The sequence below is a fragment of the Gammaproteobacteria bacterium genome, assembly GCA_029882975.1.
GTDB lineage: Bacteria > Pseudomonadota > Gammaproteobacteria > SZUA-152 > SZUA-152 > JAJDNG01.
On record JAOUJW010000039.1, the window covers coordinates 25,467 to 51,485 of the forward strand.

Here is a 26,019-nt window from a genome sequence, read left to right on the forward strand (position 1 = left end):
GCGATTGGGGAAAAACCGAAATTGTGCCCCAGAACGGTGCGAGTTTGAGTTCTTTGAAAGACTCCGTAGTTGAACTTAAGCGTTGCCGGTTCAATGGGTACCATTCCTAGTAAAAATACGTAGTAGCAAATCGAATAGAGCAGTTGTCCATGTAAGTGGGAGTTTTAACGGAAACCGGGGGGGTGGCACTTTTGTATTTCTACCGGATTTAATCGTAACAACAATTTTTACAATTGCGCAGCCGCTTATGTTACCTGTCACTCCTGTATAAGCCTTTCTATTTATTGAGTTTGTGGCCCTTCGTAAATTGCTCTCCAACTATCATATCCCGTAGCGTATCAATATTTCCCGTCCTTTGCCGTTAAAAAGCACACAGTATATGAATACAAACTCCGACAAATTTGACAATGATCTGGTTGCGCTAGCCAGTATCGCTGCCGTATTGCATAGCGTAAAACAAGTGGCATGGGGTGTATCTCTTGCGGCAAAAAACGCCATGGTGATATCTGCTCAGGCAGGGGACAAGGGGCGAGGATTTCAACCCATCACCACGTTTATCGATGAAATTTCTCAAATAGCTATGGAAGGGGTCAATGAGATCAGTGACGCAGCCTTAATGTTGTCGAGAATCGCTGTTGAAAATCAACGTCAATATGATGCCTACCAACGTTTTTTAACGGTAAAAAGCCAAAGTCAGGATGCCAGATACATAGCTACCTTGGATGCGGCAATGAAGCGCGTGGAAAATAATATGTTACGTTCTATGGCGGAGTATAAAAAGGCCATGAGAGATTTGGTGTTCCGGCTGGAAGCCATGGACGAAAACATGCTGGCAGCGCGAGCGATCGCATCGGTTTCGCGCATTGTCACTGCCGATTCCGGTGAATACCGTTCCAAACTGGAGGTCGTGGCCAATAATTTGGAAACCGCTTCCGTGTACATAAAGGAAAAAGTTCTACACAGTTATCAGTGCTTAAGTATGGTGAGTAACCGTTAGGCCAACACAAAAGGGAATAGGGATGCTATCCACAAAATTATACGACCAAGGACATCAATGGATCATGTTCGGGCGAGATCCGTCGAAACCGGAAGCTATAATAGATACCAACCAATATATGGTGATAGCGGGTGAACGTGCCTTGCTTATGGACCCCGGTGGTATAGAAGTATTTGCTCCCATGCTGGGTGCCATTCTACATCATGTGGATGTAGAGAAAATCACCGATTTGTTTGCATCTCATCAAGACCCGGATATTATATCTTCATTGGGGTTGTGGGATCAGGCATTACCACACGCAGTGTTACACGCTCCCTGGTTATGGCAGGGGTTTCTAACACATTTCGGTATGAACAATATCAACTACCGAGCGATTCCTGATGAAGGCGGTTCTCTGCAGCTGGGCTCGCTCACTCTCGAATTTATACCTGCACATTATCTTCATGCCTCCGGTAACTTTCATGTTTATGACTCCGTCGCAAAAATACTAATGAGTGGCGACGTAGGCGCAGCACTGGAGCCGACGGGTGCCCCGGTATTTGTTGAGGATTTTGACGAACACGTAAACAAAATGAAATTGTTTCATCAGCGATGGATGCCCTCAAACAGAGCTAAAAACGACTGGATAAAACGAGTTCGTCAATTGGACATAGAATACATGGCGCCACAGCACGGGCGAATATTTAAAGGCGACGACGTAAAACGGTTTCTCGATTGGTTTGAAAACCTCGAAGTGGGTACTGTGGTGTCGGCAGCATAAATCCATTCGAAAAATTAAAATCAAATCCGCGGTAGCTTTGCCCTTCTTTCCAACCAGTTGAACCATTTATGCTGCTCATAATTTGGGTGGTAACGGGAGTGGTTCAATGGTGACTAATAATTATTACAAAAAATAAGAATAGTCTGTTTAAAAATAACCTGTGGCAATTGTTGATTCTTTATATATACTCATAACCTGGTAGTAACGGACGATCAGGTTATGATCAGGTGTAATGGATAAAACAGGAAGCGCGAATGACTAGAATATTGGCCATTTTGCTATTAATCGAATGTGTACCACTGGTCCAAGCGGCGGATGATTGTTTGATGTCTGTGGACTCTTACAGGGCTCAATCAAAGAAAAGTGCATATCTAATCATTGATACCAGATCAAAATTGGATTACAAAAAATATTGGATCTCGGGTTCAGTGAATTTCTCAAGCTATACCATCAAGACGAAAAATTATTTACGCGACAAGAAATTGGTATTGGTTAACGATGGAAAAAATGAAGAGTCATTGGTCAATCTCTGTCAGTCTTTGCGCAAACTTCAATTTAACGATATCCATGTGCTAAAAGGGGGACTCCCGGCCTGGCGCAAATCCTTTGGTGACATGGAAGGCGATAGAGTGGCGCAATTAGAGTTAAATACTGTTAGCGAAAAAGAGTTATACGCTATACGGAACGACCCTAATTGGAAACTGGTGTCTACACAAAAACAAGCCGGTGCTTTCGCGTCCGTGACAGCGGCACAGGGTGGTAAGCTTTTGAAAAACGCGTTGTTTGTTAAACGTGAGCAAAAGCAAAAATCTTTCGTTAAAAACATACAACAGGCACTTGGAAAAGGATCGCAAGTCAACAACCTGGTGTTCACCAACAAGCACGAATTCGAAAAAGCAGCTTCACTACCGTTAATGAAAAAATACAATATTTTCTACATGCAAAACAGCATGAGCAATTATGTTCGCTATTTGGGTCGATATGCTGGCGAACGAAAACTGGTCAGTAATAAACGCTCTCAATGCCAATAGCAGGGATTAAGTATGTTGGGTAACAAAACAATCACCGTGTCAATAGCTATCGTGGCTTTGCTAGCTGTGTCCGCAAGTTTTTTGTACAACAAGCATACGGAAAAAAACCCATACACTATAAAGAGAAACATTCGCTATAGTTTTACCTTGCAAAATACCAGCACTCAAATCATCCAAAATGCTGAATTCTGGGCGTACGCACCGGTGAAGCAAACCTCATGGCAAAAAAGCGGAGTGATAGAAGCATCACACCCTTATGAACTACAACAAGACGAATTGGGAAACCAGATATTGCATTTTTCCTTTGATAAATTACCCCCGTTTGCCACTGAAATCATCAACATAAAAGCGGATGTGTTATTTTCGACTCAAGCAAACAAGACAGATGAAAACCATTTAGAACGATTCTTGGCAGAAGAATCCTTCATGGAAATTAGTTCGCCCAACATAAAGCAATTGGCGCTACAAATAAAACAAGCAAAGCAACAGCACACAGCGGAAAAAACCTTCAATTGGGTGGCTAACAACATCAAGTACGCGGGCTACATCAAAGACGAAAGAGGGGCCTTATACGCAATGAAGTCGCGCCAGGGCGATTGTACCGAATACATGTATTTAAACACGGCGTTGCTTCGAGCCAACCAAATCCCATCGCGAGGCATCGGCGGATACGTTTATAGCGAAGACCGAATCCTCAAGCCCACGGACTATCACAATTGGTCGGAAGCCTATCTTGAAAACGCCTGGCGCATCATAGATCCGCAAAATAAAAAATACATGACTAACCAATCTCACTATATCGCGATGCGAATAGTCGGCCATACCAGCACTAAAAACCGTTCATCGCCGTTGAGTAATTCGCAACGCTTTGCGTTCGTAGGTGAAGGCTTATCGGTGAGAATGAATTGAAGCGTTTGTCTGAGTTTAAACTTTAACCTTTTTGAATAAACCCCACGCAAGTTTTAATCGAGTTGCAATCTTTCTAAAATAAATTTATTTAACAATGTAGACACATTTGGATTATCTGCTATATTCTCTAAAATTAAGTGCATCACTATGAGTCGGAAATCCGTACTTGCTCTCCTCGTAGACTTAATTCGCAACAAGAAAATGTAAAAACAAATAATAGCGTAGTTATTGGTTGGGGAGGAACCATTGCATGTCCAGTCTATTGATCACGTAGCAATTCCCAGTTAGTCCCATTGTTCGTATTGAATAAACGCCGAGCGCTGTTTATAGGTTTTGCTGTGCCAAAATAATGATATAGGTGTATAGGGGATAAGGAAAGTGTTGTCAGCAACCAATTCGCAACTTCCAAAGCAGATAAGTCGAAAAATCATATTTATTGTTTTGCTTGCAATATTTAGTCTCATTGCAGTGTTTTCGATAGTAGAAAAAGAATTAGTCACTCATTTCGATGCTCGGAAGTACAAGGGAGAACAAGGTCACTATCCTATTAGTAAAACTATTGAGTATTCTCTGGGGGTAACAAACCAAACTTCCAGAGTGTTGAAAAATGGAGAGGCTAGATTGCATTTGCTGGTAGGTAGGAGTGCTTTCCAAAAAGTTGAAGATCTTCGTGTGGATGTTAAGCATCCTGCTATAGTGGAAAAGCGTATTTTATTCGATGGCTACGGAAACCGAACGCTTTTTCTTAAACTAAAGAATTTTCAAAACGATGAATCGCTGAAAGTGCATGTTAGGGCTGAAGTCTCATTTTCAAACACACCTAACTATGACCCCCCAGACTATCAGTCTCTCAAAAGATACGAAATGATTCTTGGTCCTCAAGTAGAGAGCGTTTTATCTACGCAGAAATCCAGTAAGCCCCACGGGGAAGTAATGCCTGGGAAAGCTCAAAACTTTCATCGGTTATTGTCTTGGTTCAAAAATATAGACAAGGAAAACTTGCAGGATATCATGGGTAGATTGAACGACGAGTCCGGCAATAAAATTCCAAAAGCGCCTATACGTAGAAAAATAGGCAATAAACCTGATATAGATCACGACTTAATAAAAAGAAATCTAGCACTTTCAGCGCTGTTGAGTGCCGCAAAAATACCAGCGAGAACGGTTTTGGGTACGGTTTTGAAAGGCAGGAATGAGAATATTACAAAAATCAATGTTTGGGTGGAATACTTCGATGAGGAACGATGGCATGTATTGGACGAGGAAACCTATGAGCCTATCTCGGAGCCATCGAACTATTTCGCACTTCGGATATTGGATCCTCGAAAACACTTAAGTTTAATAAGCGAAGAATTTGGGTTGTACGAATTGGCAGGCTTAAGGTCAATACCATTTCGAGGAAAAATAGTGGTTCCTCAATCGGGATACGAATCGGAAGAAACGAATTCAAATGAAAAAATATCTTAGGAATTGGTGGTCCATGTGAAAATAAAACACATATTCGACACAATAAAGTACTCTTTGCTATTGATGTGCACTGTAGTTAAGTTAAGTGTAGTTTCCTTAATGCTCAGCCTGACCTGGTCATCACTCGCCTACGCCGTGGTAGAAACGCACTCTGGGGAAATCAGTATCGATACGACTTGGTCAAAAACCGGTGTGGAAGCGCACTGGGTTACGAGCACAGTGACCGTGCCTGCGGGAGTGACATTAACCATAGAAGCCGGAGCGGTTGTCAAATTTAGTGTTAGTGCTAGATTAGATGTATATGGTGTTCTGAATGCGGTCGGTATCGCGGATACCGATCCGATTGTGTTTACATCATATCGCGATGATTCGGTAGGAGGAGATACCAATGCCGATGGCTCTAGTGTAGGTCAATTAGGTGATTGGAGTGGTATCAATTTGCACTTAGCCGGGTCTACCCTATCTCGGTTTGAAAATAATATTTTCCAATATAGTGGCGAAGGTTTGTATGTAAACAAGTCCGACAGTTCAATTGTTAATAACATTTTCAATTATAACGGATACGCTTTATACATTCTTGATGCATCCCCGGTAGTGAATAATAATACATTGGCGGATAACAGGGATGCATTGGTTATAGACGATAGCCTGGGCGTACAAAATATAACCCTTAGTGGTAACTCGGTCCTAAGAAACGAGTACGGCATCGTACTGTGGGGGTCAACAGCTCTCATCGAAAACAATACAATTTCGGACAATACTGCCTGGGGTTTGTTCTATGATAGTTGGTATGCGGCTCCGGTTATCAAGAATAACATAATAACGGGTAATCTTTATCCTACCTACCTGCCTGCAAGTGCAGTTCCCAACGCTGTGGATGGAAACACACTCATACCGAATACGAATAACGGCTTGTGGATTCGAGGGAATGACCGAGCCACAAATCTAAACCTGGATGTAATTTCATCGGTGGATGCGACACTAAACACCTATCACGTGAAAGGTGAATTAACCATGGCCAGTGGTAGCACTTTGTCTATTGGTAATGGCGTGATCATGAAATTCGATCCCAATTCCGGGCTGAACATAGACGGTACGTTAAGCGCTTTAGGAACAGCGAGTGAGCCGGTGGTCTTTACATCCGTAAAAGATGATCGTTACGGGGGAGATTTTAATAACGATGGGAATTCAAGTATACCGAATTCCGGAGATTGGGGTTCATTATCTTTCAGTGATACTTCAACCGCTAATGTCATCGAAAATGCAATTATTAGATACGGTGGGGGGCTAAACGAAAGCAACCTGTATTCCTATTACGGCCCTTTGATTTTGCGGAATAGTGCGGTGTCTTTTTCCAGCGGGCATGGTCTAAACAGTTTCGGTGCCAACGTTACATTGCAAAACAATGAAGTGTTCGCGAATGCTTGGGATGGATTGCATTTTGAAGACTCCGGTACCTCTAGTGTAACTGGGGGAAGAATCTATGCCAATCTCCAGAACGGTATCAGTGTAAGTGGCGTCGCAAGCTTTAGTATCAGCAATTCTGAGATTCTTGGAAATTCCTTGTATGGCGTTATTAATACAACCAGCCCCGTCGTGGGAACCGTTGCTACCGCAAATTGGTGGGGAGATGTTAGTGGGGCGGGAGGTGCTTTATCGGGCCAGGGTGACAAGGTAAGTAACAATGTTGATGCCGGAGCGCCATTGGGTACGGGTTCATCCATTAGTTACTTTAATGCCGGCGAAAATGCTTCTTTAGGGATTGCCGCGCCAGTAGTGGTTCGGGGAAGCCCGTTTTCGGGTGCAAGTCCTGCAACCAGCGGTTTGTTGGATCTTGAATCGGTGCAATTAAGCTATCCGTCTTTGGATGTTAATAAACGCTACGACATATTTCTTACTTACTTGAATCCCGCAGAGCCGACCTATCAATACTCTACAAGCGGATCTGGAGTGCTGATTCATGACAGCGTATACGTTGACAATACCAATCCACAAGTACACCGTTTTCCCCTTGTGGTTCAAGCATACGCCTCCGGGACCATGGGCCTTACGATAAATTCGGATGCGGACAAAAGCGCTGCTGTGTCGCAGGTGTGGCTGATAGAATCTTTATCTGCGGGCGATACTGTTGCGCCCGTCAGTACAATTGCCATTCCGACGAATGGAACATCCTTAAATCCCGGGGGTAGCGTCGTCACAATCAGCGGAAATTCGACCGATGATCTGGGTGGTAGTGGGATTGTCGGTGTACAACTAGGAATCAATGATGGTATATCAACGCAGTGGTACAAAGCAGCCTTGCAGAGTGACGGTACGTGGACATTTGACTGGACTGTTACAAGCGATGGTGACTACACTTTGTATGCCAGCGCGATTGATAATGAGGGGAATCGAGAAAATTCATCGAGCGGAATTAATGTTTCCATTGATACGATGCTTCCAAGTCAAGCTACCGCATTGTACGCATACGACAAACCGCAGGATTCGGGTGGTGTTATAGAACTGTTCTGGACTTTGTCTCCTGATGACGGGGAAGGTTCAAACGACGTGGTCTCTTATGAAGTGCAACGGCGTACCGAAACTGGTTCTTTTGGGGTTGTAGGTACTGTCGCAAATGGAATAAGTAGCTATTCAGACACGACAACGATCAACAGCGAATCTTATTATTACAAGATTATCGTTTTGGACCAGGCGGGTAACCGGTCAGCGGATTCTGTAGCCTATGGCCCGGTAGTCGCCTTAGATAACACTATCAGCGATACCGTACCGCCAGAGGACGTTACGGCATTGACAGCAGAGGCCGGGAATCAATCGGCCTACCTCAGTTGGACAGCAAGTGTGGATTCTTCCTTGGATTTAGTTCAACAACTTTTAGATGTCTCCATTGATGGGGGAGTTACCTGGGGTCAAAATCAACCTGATTACAACGACGGGGGTTCGATTCCGCTAAATAAAATCAGCACGAACCAACTGGTACAAAATTTAACAAATGGGCAAAACTATACATTTCGAGTCCGTGTCAAGGATTCCGCTTCACCGGCAAACGTAAGCGCAGGTGTTTCCAGCGGTGCAGTTATACCAAGCGAAACAGCTTCCATCGCGGTACCTACCACGATTAGCGAAAATACGACTTGGCATTCGGGTGTGTATTACATTGCCTTGCCAACGACAGTAAACACCGGTGCTACGTTGACCCTGGAAGCCGGTACGATTATAAAGTTTGCGGCAGGAGCCACCCTGAATGTGCTTGGAAACCTTCAGTCCATGGGTGAGCAAAGTAATCCAGTGGTATTAACCGCATATGCAGATGACTCTTATGGAGGAGACACCAACGGTGACGGGACTGGAAGTGTAGCCAGCCCTGGTGATTGGGGTTACTTAAAGTTAGGTTCGGGTAATCATCTTTTGAGACATACAATCGTACGTTTTGGAGGTGGCGTAGATACGAGCCGAATGGTAATGAAAGACGAGTGGTTATGCAATAGTGAAACATATTCAGCCAATGTTATCGCTGATTTATCAAATCTCGTTATAGATGGCGGTAAAATCGAATATAGTGGTTCACATGGTCTGTTTCTACATTCTGGAGAAACTAGCATAGATAGAGCGTCAATTATCAATAACTCAAAAAATGGAATATATTCGTCGGCTTATGCGTTTGAAGATTGGGATTGGGGTTTATGTTTTTTGGGAAGTATCAATTATTTGAACTTAACAAGAAGCGCGGTGACGGACAATCAAGGTAATGGTATCGAGCAGTTACAGAGTTCGTTAGGAATCAATGGAAATACTATTCAAAGTAATGGTGGATATGGAATAAATCGAGTCAGTGGTACGTCACCCTATTCACCAAAGAATAATACTATTACCAATAATGATGTGGCTCTTAGGGTGCCAGTTGATGACTTTCCGGACGAAACCAATACCTTAACGCCAAACACCAAAAAATTTATTGAACTGACTTATGGCTATTCTAAAAATCAACATTGGCCCGTTTGGGGGAGAGGTACGAACGATGCGATAGGAACATACTTAATATCCGGTAATGTTATGGTTCCTGCGTTAAGTACCCTATCTGTGGAATCCGGGGTGATTTTGAAGTTTGCACAAGGTGTAAATCTTAGGGTTGATGGTGCTTTGGATGCGGTTGGTAAGAGTGAAGAAAAAATAGTTTTCACCTCGGACAGAGACGACAGTATCGGAGGGGATACCAATGGTGATAGCAATGCAACCGCACCGTTTAGTGGGTATTGGGCAGGACTGACTTTTTCCGCTTCAACTATAGATTTTTTAACCAAACTAACTAATGTCAACATAAATTATGCGGGAGGAACTGGTTCTCAAGCCATAACCATTCTGTCCAATATTACGTTGGAGCAATCCGAAGTTTCCAACAGCAGGGGTGCTGGAATAACGGTTAGTAGCGGTACACCGGTAATTCGGGAAAACAAGATATGGGGTAATGAAAGCGTCGGTATTAAAGTACTCAATACCGGTGTCGCTCCCTATATTGAGTCAAATCAGATAACTGAAAATATTGTGGATGGTATTAATATTTCATACGATGCAGTTCCTCAGCTGTATAAAAATCAGTTACTGGCCAATACCGGATTCGGGATTAATAATAGTGGGATAAATACCATAGATGCTACGGAGCACTGGTGGGGTGATACTGATGGTACTGGTCCTTACCATGTAACCAATAACATATCGGGTACAGGTAATGAAGTCAGCGATAATGTGGTGTTTTCCCCATATCGTCCCATTGCGGCTGCGGAATACCTTTATACCAATCTGCAAGCGCCGGAAAGCACAAGCGCTGGTACATTGCCGGTAGCGGTGCTTGTACAGGGAACTGTTTCCAATGAATGGGACAGCCTAAATCTTTCACCGAACCGTACAATGGCGTGGCATACCAACGCAGTAGTAATGGATATATCCGGACTAAACCCGGCAAAAAGATACGCCATAAGAGTGTCCTATTTTAATGGTGACGCACAGGACTACTACCAAAGTCTTACGGACGGTTCCGGAAACACTTTACACAACAGCATGCGCCTGCCTATTACGCCAACGCAATATCAGTTTTTACCTGCGCCGGATCTGTATCAAAGCGGCGGTATGCAACTTCGTTTTGTAAATGATAACCCCGGGACCCAACCTAGAGCGGTAGTCTCACAAGTCATGATTTTGGAGCATATTACGGATTTCGCTCCGCCCACACTTCAGTCAATAGGTTTTAATGACGTGGATGGTAGCGGTACCTTAACAATAGGCGACGAATACCATTTTCAATTCTCCAAGGTGATGGATAAAACTCAATTGCCGGATGGGGGTGCTGATGCAGATTTCAGTTTGTCGCCAAGCGGCGCAAGTTATGGTTCGCCAAACAGCATACGTTGGAGCCCGGATGAGACAAAAGCCATTGTAACGCTGGTTTCCGGATTTAGCGTGTCCGGGACAGAAGCAGTGACGCTATCGAACATAACGGACAGAATGGGGAACGCAGCAACCGGAGACCATAGCTTGAGCACCACAGACACGGTAGAGCCTCAGATAGTTGCTTTAAGTTTCACGGACACAGACAGCAGCAGCACGGTTAGCATAGGGGATTCCTATACCTTTACTTTTAGTGAATCCATGAATTCGGCCGTCGCAATAAATCCGAATTCCGATTTGTCTCCGGACGGGAAGATATACGGATATTCAAGTGCTGCCAGTTGGAACATCGATAGCACTACTTTAACGGTCACCCTCTCAGACGGCTTTACAATTAGCGGATCGGAAAAAGTAATGCCAAGTGCGGCTTTGGTTGATGCGGCTGGAAATGCAGTCAGCAATTTCATTTATCTCGAATCTAACGATCTATTCAGACTCACCAATGTACTATATGCCCCGGAAATCAATTATGTCTCTAGCAGCCCGATAACCTTGCAAGGTACAAGACCCCAAAATACTTCTGTTTGGGTGAACGGTGTGGAAAAAGTATCGCTGGGTACCAATGACTGGAGTGTTCCCATTGATCTTGTGGAGGGGGAGCAATCATTTGCAGTTACTGCGAAAAACAATGAAAGCGTGGATATAAGTACCGTTAGTATCGTTGTGGTACTGGATACGGCAGCTCCGGTGATCCTATCTTCCGTACCGGCGGATGGTGATTATGCGTCAACGGTTGGATCCATTGAGGTGAACGTTACCGAAACCGGCAGCGGAATTGATTTGAATACATCCAACATATCTGTCACCAAAGACGGCATTACCGTGAACGGGGCCTGGCTCTGGGATGATGTCAACGGTAAAGTGACATTTGTTCCGGGCGTTACCCTTGCCGAAGGGGCGTACCAAGTTAATGGGCAGTTGAAAGACCGCTCAGGATTATCGTCCACTCCAATCACTATTGGGTTTGTCTACGACAAAACATCTCCACCAGCACCGAGCATAGACACTTATCCGTCCGCGACGAATCAAAACCCACTCACTATTAGTGGTGCAAAAGAGGCAAATGCAGCTTTGTGGTTGAACGGTGTTGAAGTCGTGGGGCATACCGCAGTAACAACATGGTCCATTGACTATACACTCAATAGCGGAGATAACAATCTGATCTTTACAGCGAAGGATCAAGCCGCCAATACCAGTGCGCAGAAATTGGCATCGGTTCGATTTGACAATGTTGCTCCCTCGGCACTCCTGGCCACCGAACTGCAAGTGAGTTCCACTCAAAACGGCACCGTAGCGCATCTGGATTGGAGTGCGTATAACGAAATAGTTAACGGAGGAGACATTCAGGAATATGCCATCTACCGCGAAAGCGCGGCATTCAGCGATGTGAGCTTGCTTACACCGGTCGCCAGCAATGGAGCCGGAGTAAAAACTTACGATGTCGCCGGTTTAACCAAAGGGTCTACCTATTACTTCGCGGTGGTCCCGGTGGACAACGTCAGCAACCGGATTGCCACGGTCAACGCAGTGATGGCCATTGCCGAAGACATTGTACCACCTGAAGATGTCACGAACCTGGCAACCGCTTCAACAACGGACAGTTTGACTATCAGTTGGAATCATTCAGTCAATACCGCTGGGGATCTTAATGGCTATAAGCTTTACATTAATGCCGATCCCGCCATAAACATTGCCGCAGCTCAAAACAGCTATACCAAGTCCGCATTAACGTCAGCCACGGCATATACCATTCGAGTAACTGCACTGGATACCAATAACAATGAAAGCCCCGGAGTCACCATGACGGGAGTCACCTTGTTGGATAATCCGGTATTAGGTGCGACGGATGCTCAAAACAATCGTATCGGATTGAGTTGGACCCAAAGTGCGCCCACCAATTTGGTGAAGGAATATGCTGTGTACGTGTCCAATTCGGATTTTACAACAGTAACAGGACAACCGGCGGTAACAGTGGCTGCTACGGAAACTTCAGCAACGGTTGCCGGTTTGAGCAATGGCAGTAATTACTATTTCGCCGTAACTGCCATTAATCTATCCGGCGGGGAACAAAAATCAGTGACCACCGTGAGCGCCACGCCTACTGCCGATAGCGTGGGCCCCGACATAGCCGCAGTACAATACAACGGTAGCGCATTAGTGAATAACGCAACACTGGCCGTGTCTGGTACGATCAGTGCCAGTGTCAGCGACGCCAGCGGTATCAGTAAAGTGGATTTTGTCTGGGACGGCGCTGTTATCCATACCGATGTTGATGGAAGTGACGGTTACAGCGCCGCTATGGACTTAATAGGCATTGCTGACGGTGTACACACTTTGGATGTGATCGCAGTGGATACTTCAAACAATAGCAGCCAGCTAGCCGCACCTTTGTCGCTGAATGTCGCACTGGCCGCACCCGCAGCGCCTGTCATTAGTGCGCCGCTTAGTAGCACCACCATCAACAATCTGCAAATAAATGTAGAAGGCGATGCGCCCAAGTCGACTCAAGTGCAACTGTACAACAACAGCATCGCTTTCGGCACACCGGTGACTGTTGATGCCTTGGGTCGTTTCAATGCATCGGTGGACTTGAGTGAAGGCAGCAACAGTATCACAGCCACGTCCAGCTACCTGGACGGACGCGGAGGTAACAGCAGCGCCAGTACGGCAGTGTTGGTCACCGTGGACGCCAGCATTCCGGACGCACCCGGCGGATTCCAAGTGGCATCCCGTGAAGGTGGCGAAATCAAGCTGAGCTGGAATCAGTCACTGGATAATAAAGTGGCAGGATATAATGTTTATCGCGCTACCGTGCCATTCACTGATCCGGTACAGGCAACCAAAGCCAACAATGTGCAGATTACGGCAACAAGCTATACCGATCTGCCGCCTGTCGATGGGGTTTATTACTACAGTGTGGTGGCCGTGAATGCGCTGGGCACCAACAGCAGCCTGTCCACGCAACTGAATGCGGCTTCCGACAGTACGCCACCGCGGGCTGTGAACATCGAATACAATCCGCAGGGCAATTACGATGCAGTTAATAACCGCATGGCGCCGGGTGAAGTACTGGTGAACCTGACGGTTTCCGAGCCACTATTAACCACGCCGTTCCTCAGTATCGCTACCGGTGGCGCGCCACTCACCGTCAACCTGACGCGGGTGACCGATACCCAATACGCAGGCAGCTTTACCATCACCGACGCCACCATCAGCGGCGATGCTTTTGCCTTGTTCTCCGCGAGGGACAGCATTGGCAACCGCGGTACGCAAGTGGATGCGGGGGCTAATCTGAAAATTGATACAGACGGGCCCGTGGTGACGGTATTGGAAGTCTCTCCGGCTGAGCCCATCAAGACCGAATCGGCCACGCCGAGCGTGATTAACTTCACCATGACTCTGGATGAGCCCGTGGCGAATGCAGGCGCAATACAGGTGTCTTACTTGTTGTCCGGAGCCGGTCGAGTCGCTACCGATATCACCACATCCATGACTCAAACCGGCCCGCTGAGTTGGTGGGGCAGTTTTACGCTACCGTTTGATGCCGGTCAGGTGGACCCGGAAAGCCTGAGTTTCGTTTACTCCGGCACGGATGACCTGACCAATACGGGGTCGACCATACTGGGTGCTAACGCATTCCAAGTGTACCAAGGAACGCTACCGCCACTGGATATTCCCGCGGGCTTGAGCGCTACGGCACAACCCGGTGGCCAGGTGAGTTTGAGTTGGAATGCGGTCGAAGGAGCATCCGAGTATCAAATCTATCGTCAGGCACCGGGGGACACCGGACTATTTGCTTACCAACGCAGCACCACACTGGCTTATACGGATAATACTTTGTTGGATGGGCAGTACATCTATACGGTAGCCAGTGTTCGCGCTGCCAATGGCGAGGAAGGGATCAGCGCGCAAAGTGCCTCAGTAATGGTAAGCACCGATTCGGTGGTGCCGGGTGCGCCGGTGCTGCAACCCCTGAGCCTGGTGGGTTCCGGGGTGAGTATTAGTTGGACGGCTCCCGTGGGTGAAACCGGTCTGATCTACAACGTCTATCGCAGTAGCACAACAACGCTACCGGCGGTGCCGCTCCTCACCGGTATTACAGAATTAAGCGTGGTGGACACCGCTCCCAATACCAATGAACGCTACTACGCCGTGACAGCCGTCGACAGTGCCGGTAATGAATCCGTTCCATCTGCGGTCCTGTATCAAAATGTCGAACTGTTACCCGTTGCCACATTGCAAGTGGTACAAACCGATACCCAACTACCGCAGATTAGTTGGAGTCACAACAGCGCCACCATCTCCGGCTACAACTTTTATATAGGCGCAAGCGGCACGCCAATTAACGGTGCGTTGCTGACAGCAACGTCTTATGAAGACACGGGCTATGTTAACGATACACGTGTCTACACCGTGGTTGCCGTGGACAACACCAGCGCTCAAAGTGTGGGACGCACCGTGGTTCTGCCCAAACTGGATTTGCAACGCGATACCAATAGGCAGGTGTTGCGCGGTGTTCACAACCTGCTGACGTATCAGGTCAGTAATTTGTCCACCTACAACCTGGATAATGTACGTGTCACCGTAACAGTATCCAGTCCGGATAAATCAGTCAGCTACAGCCATAGCTCACCCACGTTCTCACTGGCTGCCAGTGCCACTAGCAATGTGGTAGTCACTGTGGGCGGCCACAGCGATCTACCGGACATCAGCGATTTGAGTAGCAGCGTGGAAATTACATCCGCCAACGGTGAATCCGTCACCATTCAACGTAACGAACAGATTTTGGTGGGGGACAATGCACTGGTGGTCAGCCTGGCCACGCAGGATATGCTGCGCGGCGGCAACGGTAAAGTTCGATTCACCCTGGAGAATAGCAGTGAAGTGGAGACCGAAATCCTCATGGCACTGGGCAGCAACCCCTCCAACGAGGTTCGTTTCAAACTGCTGGATGGGGATGGCAACGTGCTCTCCAGCGCTGCGGCATTACAAAACCTGGGCAGCAGCATTGTACAACTGGCCAGCGGAAAGGTGGTGGCGCGTATCGGTCCGACCGCCACATTTACGTCCGACTGGTTTGATTTACCGGTGCCCGCCAATGCCCCCGACAACGCAACAGTACAACTGGAAATAGACAAGTATCACTACCACTTAGGCAAGACCGATCAAATCAGTATCAACGGTACTCAACGCCAACGCAGCACCCCGATTGTCAATACCGATTACTACGGAACGGTCGATGCTGTTACCCCGGAAAACTCCTACGGCGATCAGGACGTGGTAATTACCGGTCAGGCCATAGATAGAATCAGCACTTTGGCTGTTAATGCCGTACCGATGAAACTGGTTATCGCCAACGGTGGTTTCGAAAGAGCCTACGATCTGGTAACCAACGGTACAGGAAGCTTCAGCTATACCTTCAAACCACTGGCCGGTGAATCCGGGATTTATAAAGTGTCCGTAATTCATCCTGATGTGGTGGACCGACCGGAACAAGGACAGTTTGTGATTAATCGTGTCGGTTTCTCACCCATCAACTTTAATGTGAATCTCCCCATTAACTACGATCAGGCATTGGCCGTACGAGCCAAGGCCGGTCCCGGCGACAGCACTGTGCAGGAGTTACGCTTGGTTTACGAAGCGGCGGATCAAACCGGTGGTGTGTTCCCTACCGGGGTAACAGTGACGCCGGGTGCCGAGATTCAAGTCAGTGCCAACCAAGCCGCAAACCTGAATTTCACCCTTAGAGGGTCTGCAATCGGAGGTGGTAGCCTGGCGATGAAAGTGGTCCGCGTTCTACGTGACGGCCTGGGTGTGGAAACCGGCACGGAGTTGATGCAGAACATCTCCGTTAATTACAACTTTTCAGAAGCCAGTCCGGCACTATTTATAGAGCCCAGCCTGCTTGAGTCCGGTTTGGCACAAACCGCGATAGTGAACGAAACCATTACCTTGAGAAACCAGGGTTTGGCGGCTCTTGAAAACATTAATTTAGTATTGCTCAATGACAATGGTAGCCCCGCGCCCAATTGGGTAAGCATCAACACTTCAGCGCAACCCGGTTCACTGGCTGTCGGTGCGAGCCTGGCTGTGGGTCTATCGGCACAAACCAACGGCACCGCAGAAGGAACCTACTCATTCAAACTGCGCATCAGCGCCAGTAACTATCCTTCCCAGGATGTGCCGGTGGTATTTCATGTTACCCAAGCAGGTGAAGGTGGTGTGCTGTTTAAAGTGACGGATATTTTTACCAACGCTGATAATTCCAATGGCGTCAACGCAGCCCGTATCTTTATGCAAAATGAGTTGGTGAGTGCCCAAACCTACGATGGTTATACCAACACTCTGGGTGAATTGGACTTGTTGAACGTAGTTGCCGGTAAGTACAAATTCAGAGTAACTGCCGCAAATCATCAGGAAGTGATAGGTCGACTTTCTATCAAGGCGGGAGTAACTGCCAGCCAGGCTGTATTTTTGGATTATAACCTGGTGACAGTGGAATGGTCCGTGACGGAAATCACCTTGCAGGACAGCTACGAGATTACGCTGAACGCCACCTATCAAACTGACGTGCCCGCTGCGGTGGTGGTTGCCGAACCCAGCAGTATTTCCCTACCGGAAATGCCCACCGGAGACGTGTTTAACGGAGAATTCACCTTAAGTAACTACGGTTCAATTAGAGCAAACAATCTTCAGATTAATTTGCCGCCAAGTGATGACTATTTCCGCTTTGAACTCATGCAAGGGCTTCCCGATAGCTTGGAGGCCAAGTCGTCTATTACCGTGGCCTATAGGGTTACCTCGCTTAAAGCTTTAGACCCGGCTTATGATGCCACCGCATCGGGAGGAGGGTGCGCTGTCTATAACGCCTGTATCACCTCAAACTATAACTACGAATGTGCCAACGGCACGGTGACTGATGGAAGCTCAAATTATTGCGCCATTCACAGTTACGGAGAATGTACGGTTAGCAGCGGCACATCGGGCGGAACGACCAGTGGTGGCACGGGCGGCCTTAACTTCTCCGGGCCCAGCGGCGGTACGGTGGGCACGTATACTTCGAGCGCCGATACCATATCCGGTGCCCAATGTGCGCCGCGCTCTAAATTCTGCCCACTGTGCGAGGCTAAGAAAGTTCTTAAAGGTTTAACGGGAGGTGGTGAATAATGTTCATCCGATGCAATCAATCGAAGCGATCATCCCACCTGCCCGTCGTTTTGGCACTGTTGGGTTTGTTGGTGCTACCGGCACAAGCCATGGCCGAAGCCGTATGTGCGGTGGTGAAAATAGAAATCAAACAGGAATTAACTCTGGAGCGCCAGGCTTTTGAAGCGGTCATGCGTATCAACAACGGCTTGGAAAACGCATCACTGACAAATGTAAATATCGATGTGCTTTTCACCGACGAAACCGGACAGGCAGTACTGGCTTCCAGTGATCCCAACGCAGTGGATGCGCCCGGAGCCGATGTGAAATTTTTCCTGGCTGCGCCGGATTTCCTAAATATTGATGCCATAGACGGCACAGGGTGGGTAGCACCGGCAAGTACGGCGGAAATTCGCTGGACCATCATACCCACCGTGGACGCGGGTGGTACCTTACCCAGCGGAGTACTGTACTTTGTAGGTGCTACGTTAAGTTATGATCTTGCGGGTGAAACCAAAGTGACCAACGTAACCCCCGACTCCATTTACGTCAAACCTTTACCCGTATTGGCCTTGGATTATTTTCTCCCCAGGGATGTTTATGCGGATGATCCGTTTACCACAGAGGTGGAAGCGTCCGAGCCTTTCAGTCTGGGTGTACGTGTTAAGAATACCGGTGCAGCGGCGGCCAACAATGTAAAAATCGATTCGGCACAACCTGCCATTGTTGATAACGATCTAGGCCTGGCTATCAAGTTTCAGATTCTCAACAGCCAAGTGGACGAACGAGCAGTTGCCAACTCACTATTATTGGATTTCGGCAGTATAGAATCCAACCGCGCATCCAACGGGCGGTGGAATATGATCACAACATTGTCAGGCAAGTTTACGGATTTTACCGCGAACATAGCCCATGCGGACGAGCTGGGTGGAGCACTCACGTCGCTCATACCCGAATCCGCGATACATACCCGGCAATTGGTGCGCGATGTTTTGGTAGATTTGCCGGGCAGAGATTTAGTGCGGGATTACCTGGCTTTGGACATATTCAATCCGGCCGTAAGCGATGTGCCGGTATTGACCGTGTACGAATCCACAGGATTGGACACGGCGGTAGTAAACCAGTCCGCGTCCGTCACTCTGACTCCCAACGGCACAGACGGCACTTACGACTACCAAACCCTGTCCACGCCCTTAACCAGCGGTTTCATGTACGTGCAGTTGGTGGATCCGTATGGCGGCACAAGACCCATTGCCTTTGCATTACGCAATGACGGTAAAAACATCCCTAAGGACAATGTGTGGCTTTCCAAGACCTTTGATTCCGGTACGCTGACCTGGAGTTATTTTATAAACTTATTTGACGCCACCAGTTCGTCCAACACCTATTCCATTGCTTTTGCGGCACTGCCGCAACCGCCGGTGCTGACAGTGGCTACCAATGTGGTGACCTTTGAAACCAATCCCACCACCATTCCCGCCAGTGCTACCGACCCCGATGGCACCACACCGGCACTCAGTGTTGAGTCATTACCCGGTGGCGCCAGTTTTACCGATCATGCCAATGGTACGGGGGATCTCAACTGGACACCGGCAGTAGGGCAAGCGGGTATATACAATGTGATGTTTGTTGCATCCGATGGCCTGCGTAACACACGAACAGCGGTTGCCATTACCGTAAACCCGGCCTGGGACACGGACGGCGACGGTATGGATGACGATTGGGAGCGGGAGCACTTCGGTGATTTAAGCCGCGACGGTACGGGTGATTTCGACGGCGACGGCATTTCCGACCTGGAAGAATACCTGTCCGGATTCAACCCAACCCTGATACCGCCCACTTCGCCTTCCGGATTTTCCGGTGCTCCTGGCAATGCAGAAATCACGTTAAGCTGGTTCACCGACCCGACCGCGAGTTACAACTTATATTGGTCCAACACTCCTGGGGTGACTAAAAACAGCAATCTCATAGCAGGTGTTGCCAGCCCTTATGTGCACACCGCTCTACTCAACGATCAAACTTACTACTACGCCATCAGTGCAGTAGGAGCGGGTGGGGAATCCGCCCTATCGGTGGAGCTCAGCGTTACCACCGGCCTGCGCAAATGGGACGGTCCCGCACTGCTGGAATCCGACAACAGTAACGACGCCCTAAACAATCATACCGCCTTCAACGCCCAAGGCAGTGGTGTGGTCGTATGGCAACACTGGGACGGAGCGCTTTACAACATCTCCGCACGACACTACAGCACATCCGGTGGCTGGTCTGCTGCCGCGGCCTTGATTGAAACAGACAACAGCGGCGACGCGGTCAACCCCAAAGTGGCCATGGACGCCAACGGCAACGCCATGGCCGTGTGGCGACACCACGACGGTCTTCGCTACAACCTGGTGGCAGCCCGATACCTGTCCGGTATCTGGCAAGCAGTCACCCCACTGGAAATCAACGACTACGACGCCTTCGAGCCTCATATCGTCAGTGATACCAACGGTAACTTTATCGCCCTGTGGAGCCACAGCGATGCGACGAGCACAGACCCCAACGAAGTCTGGTCCAGCCGTTTTGACAGCAGCACCGGCCTGTGGTCCACTGCGGTCAAAGTGGAAAACAACGCCACCATGTACGCACTAAGTACCGGCATAGCCGCCAACACCGACGGCAGCGCCACCGCTGTGTGGGTGCAAAGCAACGACGCCAGCAACTATGAAATCTGGGTCAATCAATTTGATCCAATCGCCGGATGGAGCACTGCGCAACAAATCCGCGCTTCCGTCACCGGTGACGCCACTCAGCCCATCGTACAAGCCCGAGTGGCCACGGACGGCAACGGCAACGCCACGGTTGTGTGGTTTGAAAACGACACCCTGCGAACCAACATCTGGGCCCGCCATTACAACGGTACCTGGGGAACGGCAGCACTAATCGAAACCAATGACACCGGCCCGGCCTACGCACCGCATATCAGCATGAACGCCAATGGCGACGCCATCGCTGTATGGCAACACGTCAACGGTACCAACACGCTTTGGTCCAACCAATATCAAACCGGTGTTTGGGGCACAGCGCAACAAGTGGACAGCGGCAGCACCACGTCATCTCAACCGCAAGTAGCCTTGGACAACAATGGCGGTGCACTGGCCGTATGGCAACAAACGGATGTTGCCGGTGAAAACCTCTGGTCGGCTCGCCTGAGCGGTGGCAGTTGGAACGCCGTAGAAATCATCGACACGGAAAACACCGGCGACGCTCTGGGCGCGCAACTGGCCATGAACAGCAACGGCGACGCCGTCCTGTCCTGGCACCAGTACAACGGTACCGTGTCCAATGTCTGGGGTAACCACTACAAGATTGGCAACGCCGGTATACCCAACATCGCACCGGTAGCCCATGCAGGAACCGACCAAAGCGTCAGCGAAACCGACCTCAGTGTCAGCCTTGACGCTACCACCTCAATGGATCAGGACGGCTCCATCACCGCCTATAGCTGGACCCAAACGGCAGGCCCTGCCGTCACGCTGACGGGTGCCGCGACTGCCACCGCAAGCTTTGCACCGGTTGCCGTGTACCAGGACACTGTGCTGACGTTCCAAATAAGCATCACCGACGATGACGCGGCAATATCCACAGCCACAATGAACGTCACCCTGCTCAACACCAACCCGGACGACGACGGCGACGGTATAGACGATGCTTGGGAAATGCAATATTTCGGTAACCTGAATCAAAACGGCTCCGCCGATGGTGATTTGGACGGCTTCACCGATTTGCAGGAATACCAACAACAAACCAATCCCACATTGGCCACTCCAAATGCGCCAACGGATCTACAAAGCACGCCTAATGAAAACCAGGTCGGGTTGCAATGGAGTCCGGTTGCCGGGGCGACTTCATATAACTTGTATTGGAGTACGTCGCCAGATGTTAATAAAACGAATGCCACAAAAGTTAGCAATGTGAGTAGTCCCCATGTGCAAACAGGATTGATAAACGGAGCCACGTATTACTACCGGATCACGGCAGCAGGCAGCGACGAGTCGGTCGTCTCCAGTGAAGTGAGTTCAACGCCAAGCTGGTTGGCGTGGAAACAACCCACAACACTTAATTCAGGAAATGACTTAAATTCCAGTTTCAACGCAAGACTGGATTTTAATGATAATGGGTTCGGTATTGCTGCTTGGGTACAAGACGATACCAGTGGATCTCCCACAGTATATGTTAGTCAATATACGCCAGGCAGTGGATGGGGTACCGCGCTGGATCTAACCCCTGTCGACACCGCTTCAGGGTATGTAGATGTTGGTATTGATAATCAAAACAACGCGATTGTAGTGTGGACCCAAATTGGGAGCGGAATGGTCAATATTTATAGCAAACGCTATACATCGGCAACGCAATGGGGGGTTGCCGAAGAGTTAAACAATGAAGTCGCCGGGGACTATGTTCAACACATTGAACTAGAAATGGTTGCAAACGGGTCAGCTTTTGTAACTTGGAATGTGAGCAATAGCGGAAACCAAAGTCAATGGGCACGGCGATACGACAGCGTATCCGGATGGGGTGCAGTACAGAGCGTGGACGATGGTATCGGTAACAGTTATTTTGCTTCGTTGGCAGTTGGTAATAATGGCGATGCGGTTTTGGTCTGGCGTAATGTGCAATCGGGCCTGTATAGCGTGTGGAACAAGCGTTATCAAGAAGGAAGCGGGTGGAGTGTGTCACAAGCATTAGTTACGGGAAATGCAACTACAGTTTATACGTGGCCGAACGTAGCTATGGATAATAACGGTGTTGCGGTTGCTGTTTGGAATGAGGTGGACATTACTATTCCAACGCAGCACACTTATCGAGTCTGGTCAAGTCACTATAGCCCTGGTACGGGATGGAATGCAGAGCAACTCTTGGACAACAACGCGACGGGAACAGCAGCGTTCAGACCGATGGTGGCTATAAATAACAACGGTACAGTGGCGGCTACCTGGTTGCAAGCAGACGTTGACAGTTCCGGTTCTATCGTTGAATCCGCCGAGGATATAAAAGTTGCAATCTATGAAACTGCAACAGGGTGGGGAAGTGTGTCAACCATCGGCAACAACTATTTACCCATTTATGGATGGGCCAGAAATATTGTGTTGGATTCCTTTGGAAACATCACACTTACATGGCAAGAGGCGTTACGCAATCTATGGGGGTTACATTATGTGGCGGGTAAAGGCTGGAATCAGAAAACTCTATTGAATAAAAACCCCACCAAGGCGTACAACAGCCCGCGACCTCACGATTTGGTTTTGCAGCCCAATGGTAAAGCTGTCGCAATGTATTTGGATAAATGGGGCTCACCCCAAGTCAGTAATAGCGACTTGTTTGACGCACCGTCAACGGCTGATGCAGGAACAGATCAGCAGGCTTATGCAAACGATACGCTTAGTTTAAACGGGTCTTTATCCAGCGGACCTATATCCGCTTATCATTGGCGTCACTATTATAGCTTGGTAGATGATGCCGGTCTGTCCAGCGCAGATCAAATTACCGGCAATTTTACCGTACCGCAGATAACCGCGGGGACGGAGTTTCTTTTTGCTTTGATAACAACCAGTGTCCAAGGCGCGTTGGCAACTGATGTTACAAAAGTGACTGTTTTGGAATCGGATAGCGACAATGACGGGCTACACGATCAATGGGAACTTAACAATTTTGGCAACTTGGGGTATGAAGCTGCAATGGACCCGGATTTGGACGGAGTGAGTAACTATGATGAATATAGTAGTGGTACTGATCCCAATACGCCCAACGCGCCAACTGCTCCAGCTGTTGTTCATACCGCAGGGGCAGACACCGCCGTTAAAGTTGCCTGGTCGGGTTCCGGAGGTGCAAGCAGTTATAATCTGTATTGGGCAACCACTCCAGGAGTGACCAAAGCCACAGGTAACAAGATTACAGGTGTTAGCAGCACTTTTAACCATACAGGTCTAACTGGTGGCAGTACATATTATTATGTTGTAACTGCGGTTAATGGGTATGGAGAATCGTCGGATTCCGTAGAGTCCAGCGCAACCACGGGTACCAAAGCGTGGGCCACATCCACTTTAGAGCTAAATGTAGATACCGCAACGGAACCCCGGGTCGCTGTCAGTGACAACGGCAGTGCTATGACGGTTTGGCAGCAACTCAACGGCGGTTCAGACTATTTTTGGGCCAACCCATATGACAAGACTATAGGCTGGAATGGTGCCAGTACATTAACCAGCGCAGTAGGGCCAAGACAGATGCAAATGGATCCATGGGGTAACACATTGGTGGCGATAAATATGCTAGCGGGGTACATCTATTCTTGGAATTTTAATGGAACTGCATGGACGCCAAAGCAAATATACAATCCTGTGGCAGGGCATAACTTTTTTAGAGATATCAGCCTGGATATGAATAACCAAGGCGAGGCTATTCTTGCGGCAATAACAACGGACAACGTACTGGTTTCGTTCCGGTTTGTTAACAGCGCCTGGATGGTAAGCCCCATAACCGGATATCTTGATACTGCTACCGTAGCAACAGCTGCCCCACCTGTGTCTCAATCCGTCACAATAGATAATAATGGCAATTCCATCGTCATCTGGACCCAATCCGACGGACTACGAACCAACGTCTGGGCCAGCCGTTATTCCAACTTGAAATACGCTTGGGATACACCGGTCCTGATAGAAACCACCGACCTGGGTGATGCCACCAATCCCTCCATTAAGATGGATGCTAACGGTAACGCCATCGCCATTTGGCAACAATCCGATGGCAGCGTAAACAGCCTATGGTCAAACCGCTACGTCAACGGTTCCGGTTGGGGTACCGCGCAATTAGTGGAGTCCTCAGCAGAGGAAAGTCAAAATCCCAAATTAGGTATCGATTTGAACGGCGACGCCGTTGTTGTTTGGGAGCAGGGCGCACCGGTCAACGCCATTGGCACCAACCGCTTTAGCGCTACCGGTGGCTGGGCTGCATCCGGCACCATACCACTGGCAGGCGGCACCAGCGCACCCAACAGCCCCACTTTAGGCGTGTCACCAAGTGGAGATGCTTGGTTAAGTTATATCGCCAGTAAATCCGGGAAGACCTACGTTCGCGCCAACACCTTCACCCCTGCAAGCGGGTGGGGTGCCATGCAAACACTCAATAGCAACGGCAACTCCAACAGCAACCCCGATATTGCCGTGAACGCAAAAGGCGAAGCATTCCTCGTCTATGAAGAATGGGACGGCGTACGCAACAACATTATTTCGCAAGTACGCAAATAACGATTAGACCAAAACCAGGACATCGCAATGCGACATTTGATAAAAACAATCACTCTAAATTTCCAGGCCTTGCTGCTACTGGGGCTGCTCTGCCAACCGGCCGTGGCGGACGTGGAACTGCCCCGGGGCGAATACCACGAAACCACCACCGACCTGCAAGTGAAAGTCCTGGGCGGGGCCATCAAACTGCAACGCACCTGGTACGGTGGTCGCTGGCACTTCAGCCGCCCCTGGAATCCGCTGGTCTTTGAAATCAGCACCCTGGATGCCAGCGTCAAAAGCATTACTCTCAATGACGATGTCTACACCCGCAGCGCCGACGGCAACACCTACATTTTTGACGAACGCCACACCATCAGCGTCACCGCCGGCGGCTACCGTTACCAGGACCGCGACGCCAACTGGGTGGAATACGACAACACCGGCAAGCCCACCCGTTACGGTGACCGGCGCAACCTTTATGTACACTTTATCTACGACCCGGTCATCACCAACCGTCTCATCGGCGTATCCGACCACAACAGCGCCCAAGTCCTGTGGATCGAATACAACACAGACAATCAACTCATCAGCGCCCGCGATCACCTGGACCCGGTCCAGTCCCGACAGGTCACCTATAACTACACCGGCGACTACCTCACCCAGGTCATCGACGTACTGGGCAATGCCTGGCTCTACAGCTACACCGACACCATCGCCTCCCAGCAAAAAACCATCACCCACGCCGATCCCACCGTCCCGGCCGCTACCTACGGCTACACCCCCAACGTCAGCCGCACTACATTACTGAGCACTAAAACCGACCCCGATGGGCGTATCACCACCATCGGCTACGACGTCGCCAAACGCGCCGCCTCGGTCAAACGCGCCGACGCCAGCGGCATCAACTATATATACGACTACGACAAAACCAAAAAACAATACTACACCCGCCGCACCTACAGCAGCGGCAAAATCCTGGAACACTGGTACGACAGCGAAGGGGAA

The 26,019-nt window shown here is 48.9% G+C and carries 8 protein-coding genes; all 8 read left to right on the forward strand.

Annotated features, from left to right (window positions below; genetic code table 11):
* The first annotated feature begins 379 nt into the window (after positions 1–379).
* Entirely contained in the window at positions 380–997 is a 618-nt protein-coding gene (locus OEY58_20460; GenBank protein ID MDH5327835.1) for a hypothetical protein, read from the forward strand.
* 22 nt (positions 998–1,019) lie between these two features.
* Positions 1,020–1,757 (forward strand): FprA family A-type flavoprotein, encoded by a 738-nt coding sequence (locus tag OEY58_20465; protein MDH5327836.1) that lies wholly within the window; start codon positions 1,020–1,022, stop codon positions 1,755–1,757.
* Between the two features lie 254 nt (positions 1,758–2,011).
* Positions 2,012–2,788 carry a rhodanese-like domain-containing protein gene (locus OEY58_20470; protein MDH5327837.1) on the forward strand — a complete coding sequence of 259 codons (777 nt, stop codon included), beginning with the start codon at positions 2,012–2,014 and terminating at the stop codon, positions 2,786–2,788.
* Between the two features lie 12 nt (positions 2,789–2,800).
* Positions 2,801–3,697 (forward strand): transglutaminase-like domain-containing protein, encoded by an 897-nt coding sequence (locus OEY58_20475; GenBank protein ID MDH5327838.1) that lies wholly within the window; start codon positions 2,801–2,803, stop codon positions 3,695–3,697.
* A gap of 378 nt (positions 3,698–4,075) precedes the next feature.
* Positions 4,076–5,164 (forward strand): hypothetical protein, encoded by a 1,089-nt coding sequence (locus tag OEY58_20480; protein ID MDH5327839.1) that lies wholly within the window; start codon positions 4,076–4,078, stop codon positions 5,162–5,164.
* A 15-nt stretch (positions 5,165–5,179) separates the two neighbouring features.
* Complete coding sequence (locus OEY58_20485) at positions 5,180–17,770, forward strand: right-handed parallel beta-helix repeat-containing protein (GenBank protein MDH5327840.1); 12,591 nt, start codon at positions 5,180–5,182, stop codon at positions 17,768–17,770.
* Complete coding sequence (locus OEY58_20490) at positions 17,770–25,032, forward strand: hypothetical protein (protein MDH5327841.1); 7,263 nt, start codon at positions 17,770–17,772, stop codon at positions 25,030–25,032. The genes OEY58_20485 and OEY58_20490 overlap by 1 nt, the downstream gene beginning before the upstream one ends.
* Before the next feature lie 27 nt (positions 25,033–25,059).
* Positions 25,060–26,019 (forward strand): hypothetical protein (locus OEY58_20495; protein MDH5327842.1); only part of this gene is annotated, 960 nt, incomplete at its 3' end.

What these genes read in the sequence shown, in the direction of transcription:
- OEY58_20490 (MDH5327841.1), top strand. Translation starts at nt 17,770, where the DNA reads ATGTTCATCCGATGCAATCAATCGAAGCGATCATCCCACCTGCCCGTC.
- OEY58_20475 (MDH5327838.1), top strand. Translation starts at nt 2,801, where the DNA reads ATGTTGGGTAACAAAACAATCACCGTGTCAATAGCTATCGTGGCTTTG.
- OEY58_20460 (MDH5327835.1), top strand. Translation starts at nt 380, where the DNA reads ATGAATACAAACTCCGACAAATTTGACAATGATCTGGTTGCGCTAGCC.
- OEY58_20465 (MDH5327836.1), top strand. Translation starts at nt 1,020, where the DNA reads ATGCTATCCACAAAATTATACGACCAAGGACATCAATGGATCATGTTC.
- OEY58_20470 (MDH5327837.1), top strand. Translation starts at nt 2,012, where the DNA reads ATGACTAGAATATTGGCCATTTTGCTATTAATCGAATGTGTACCACTG.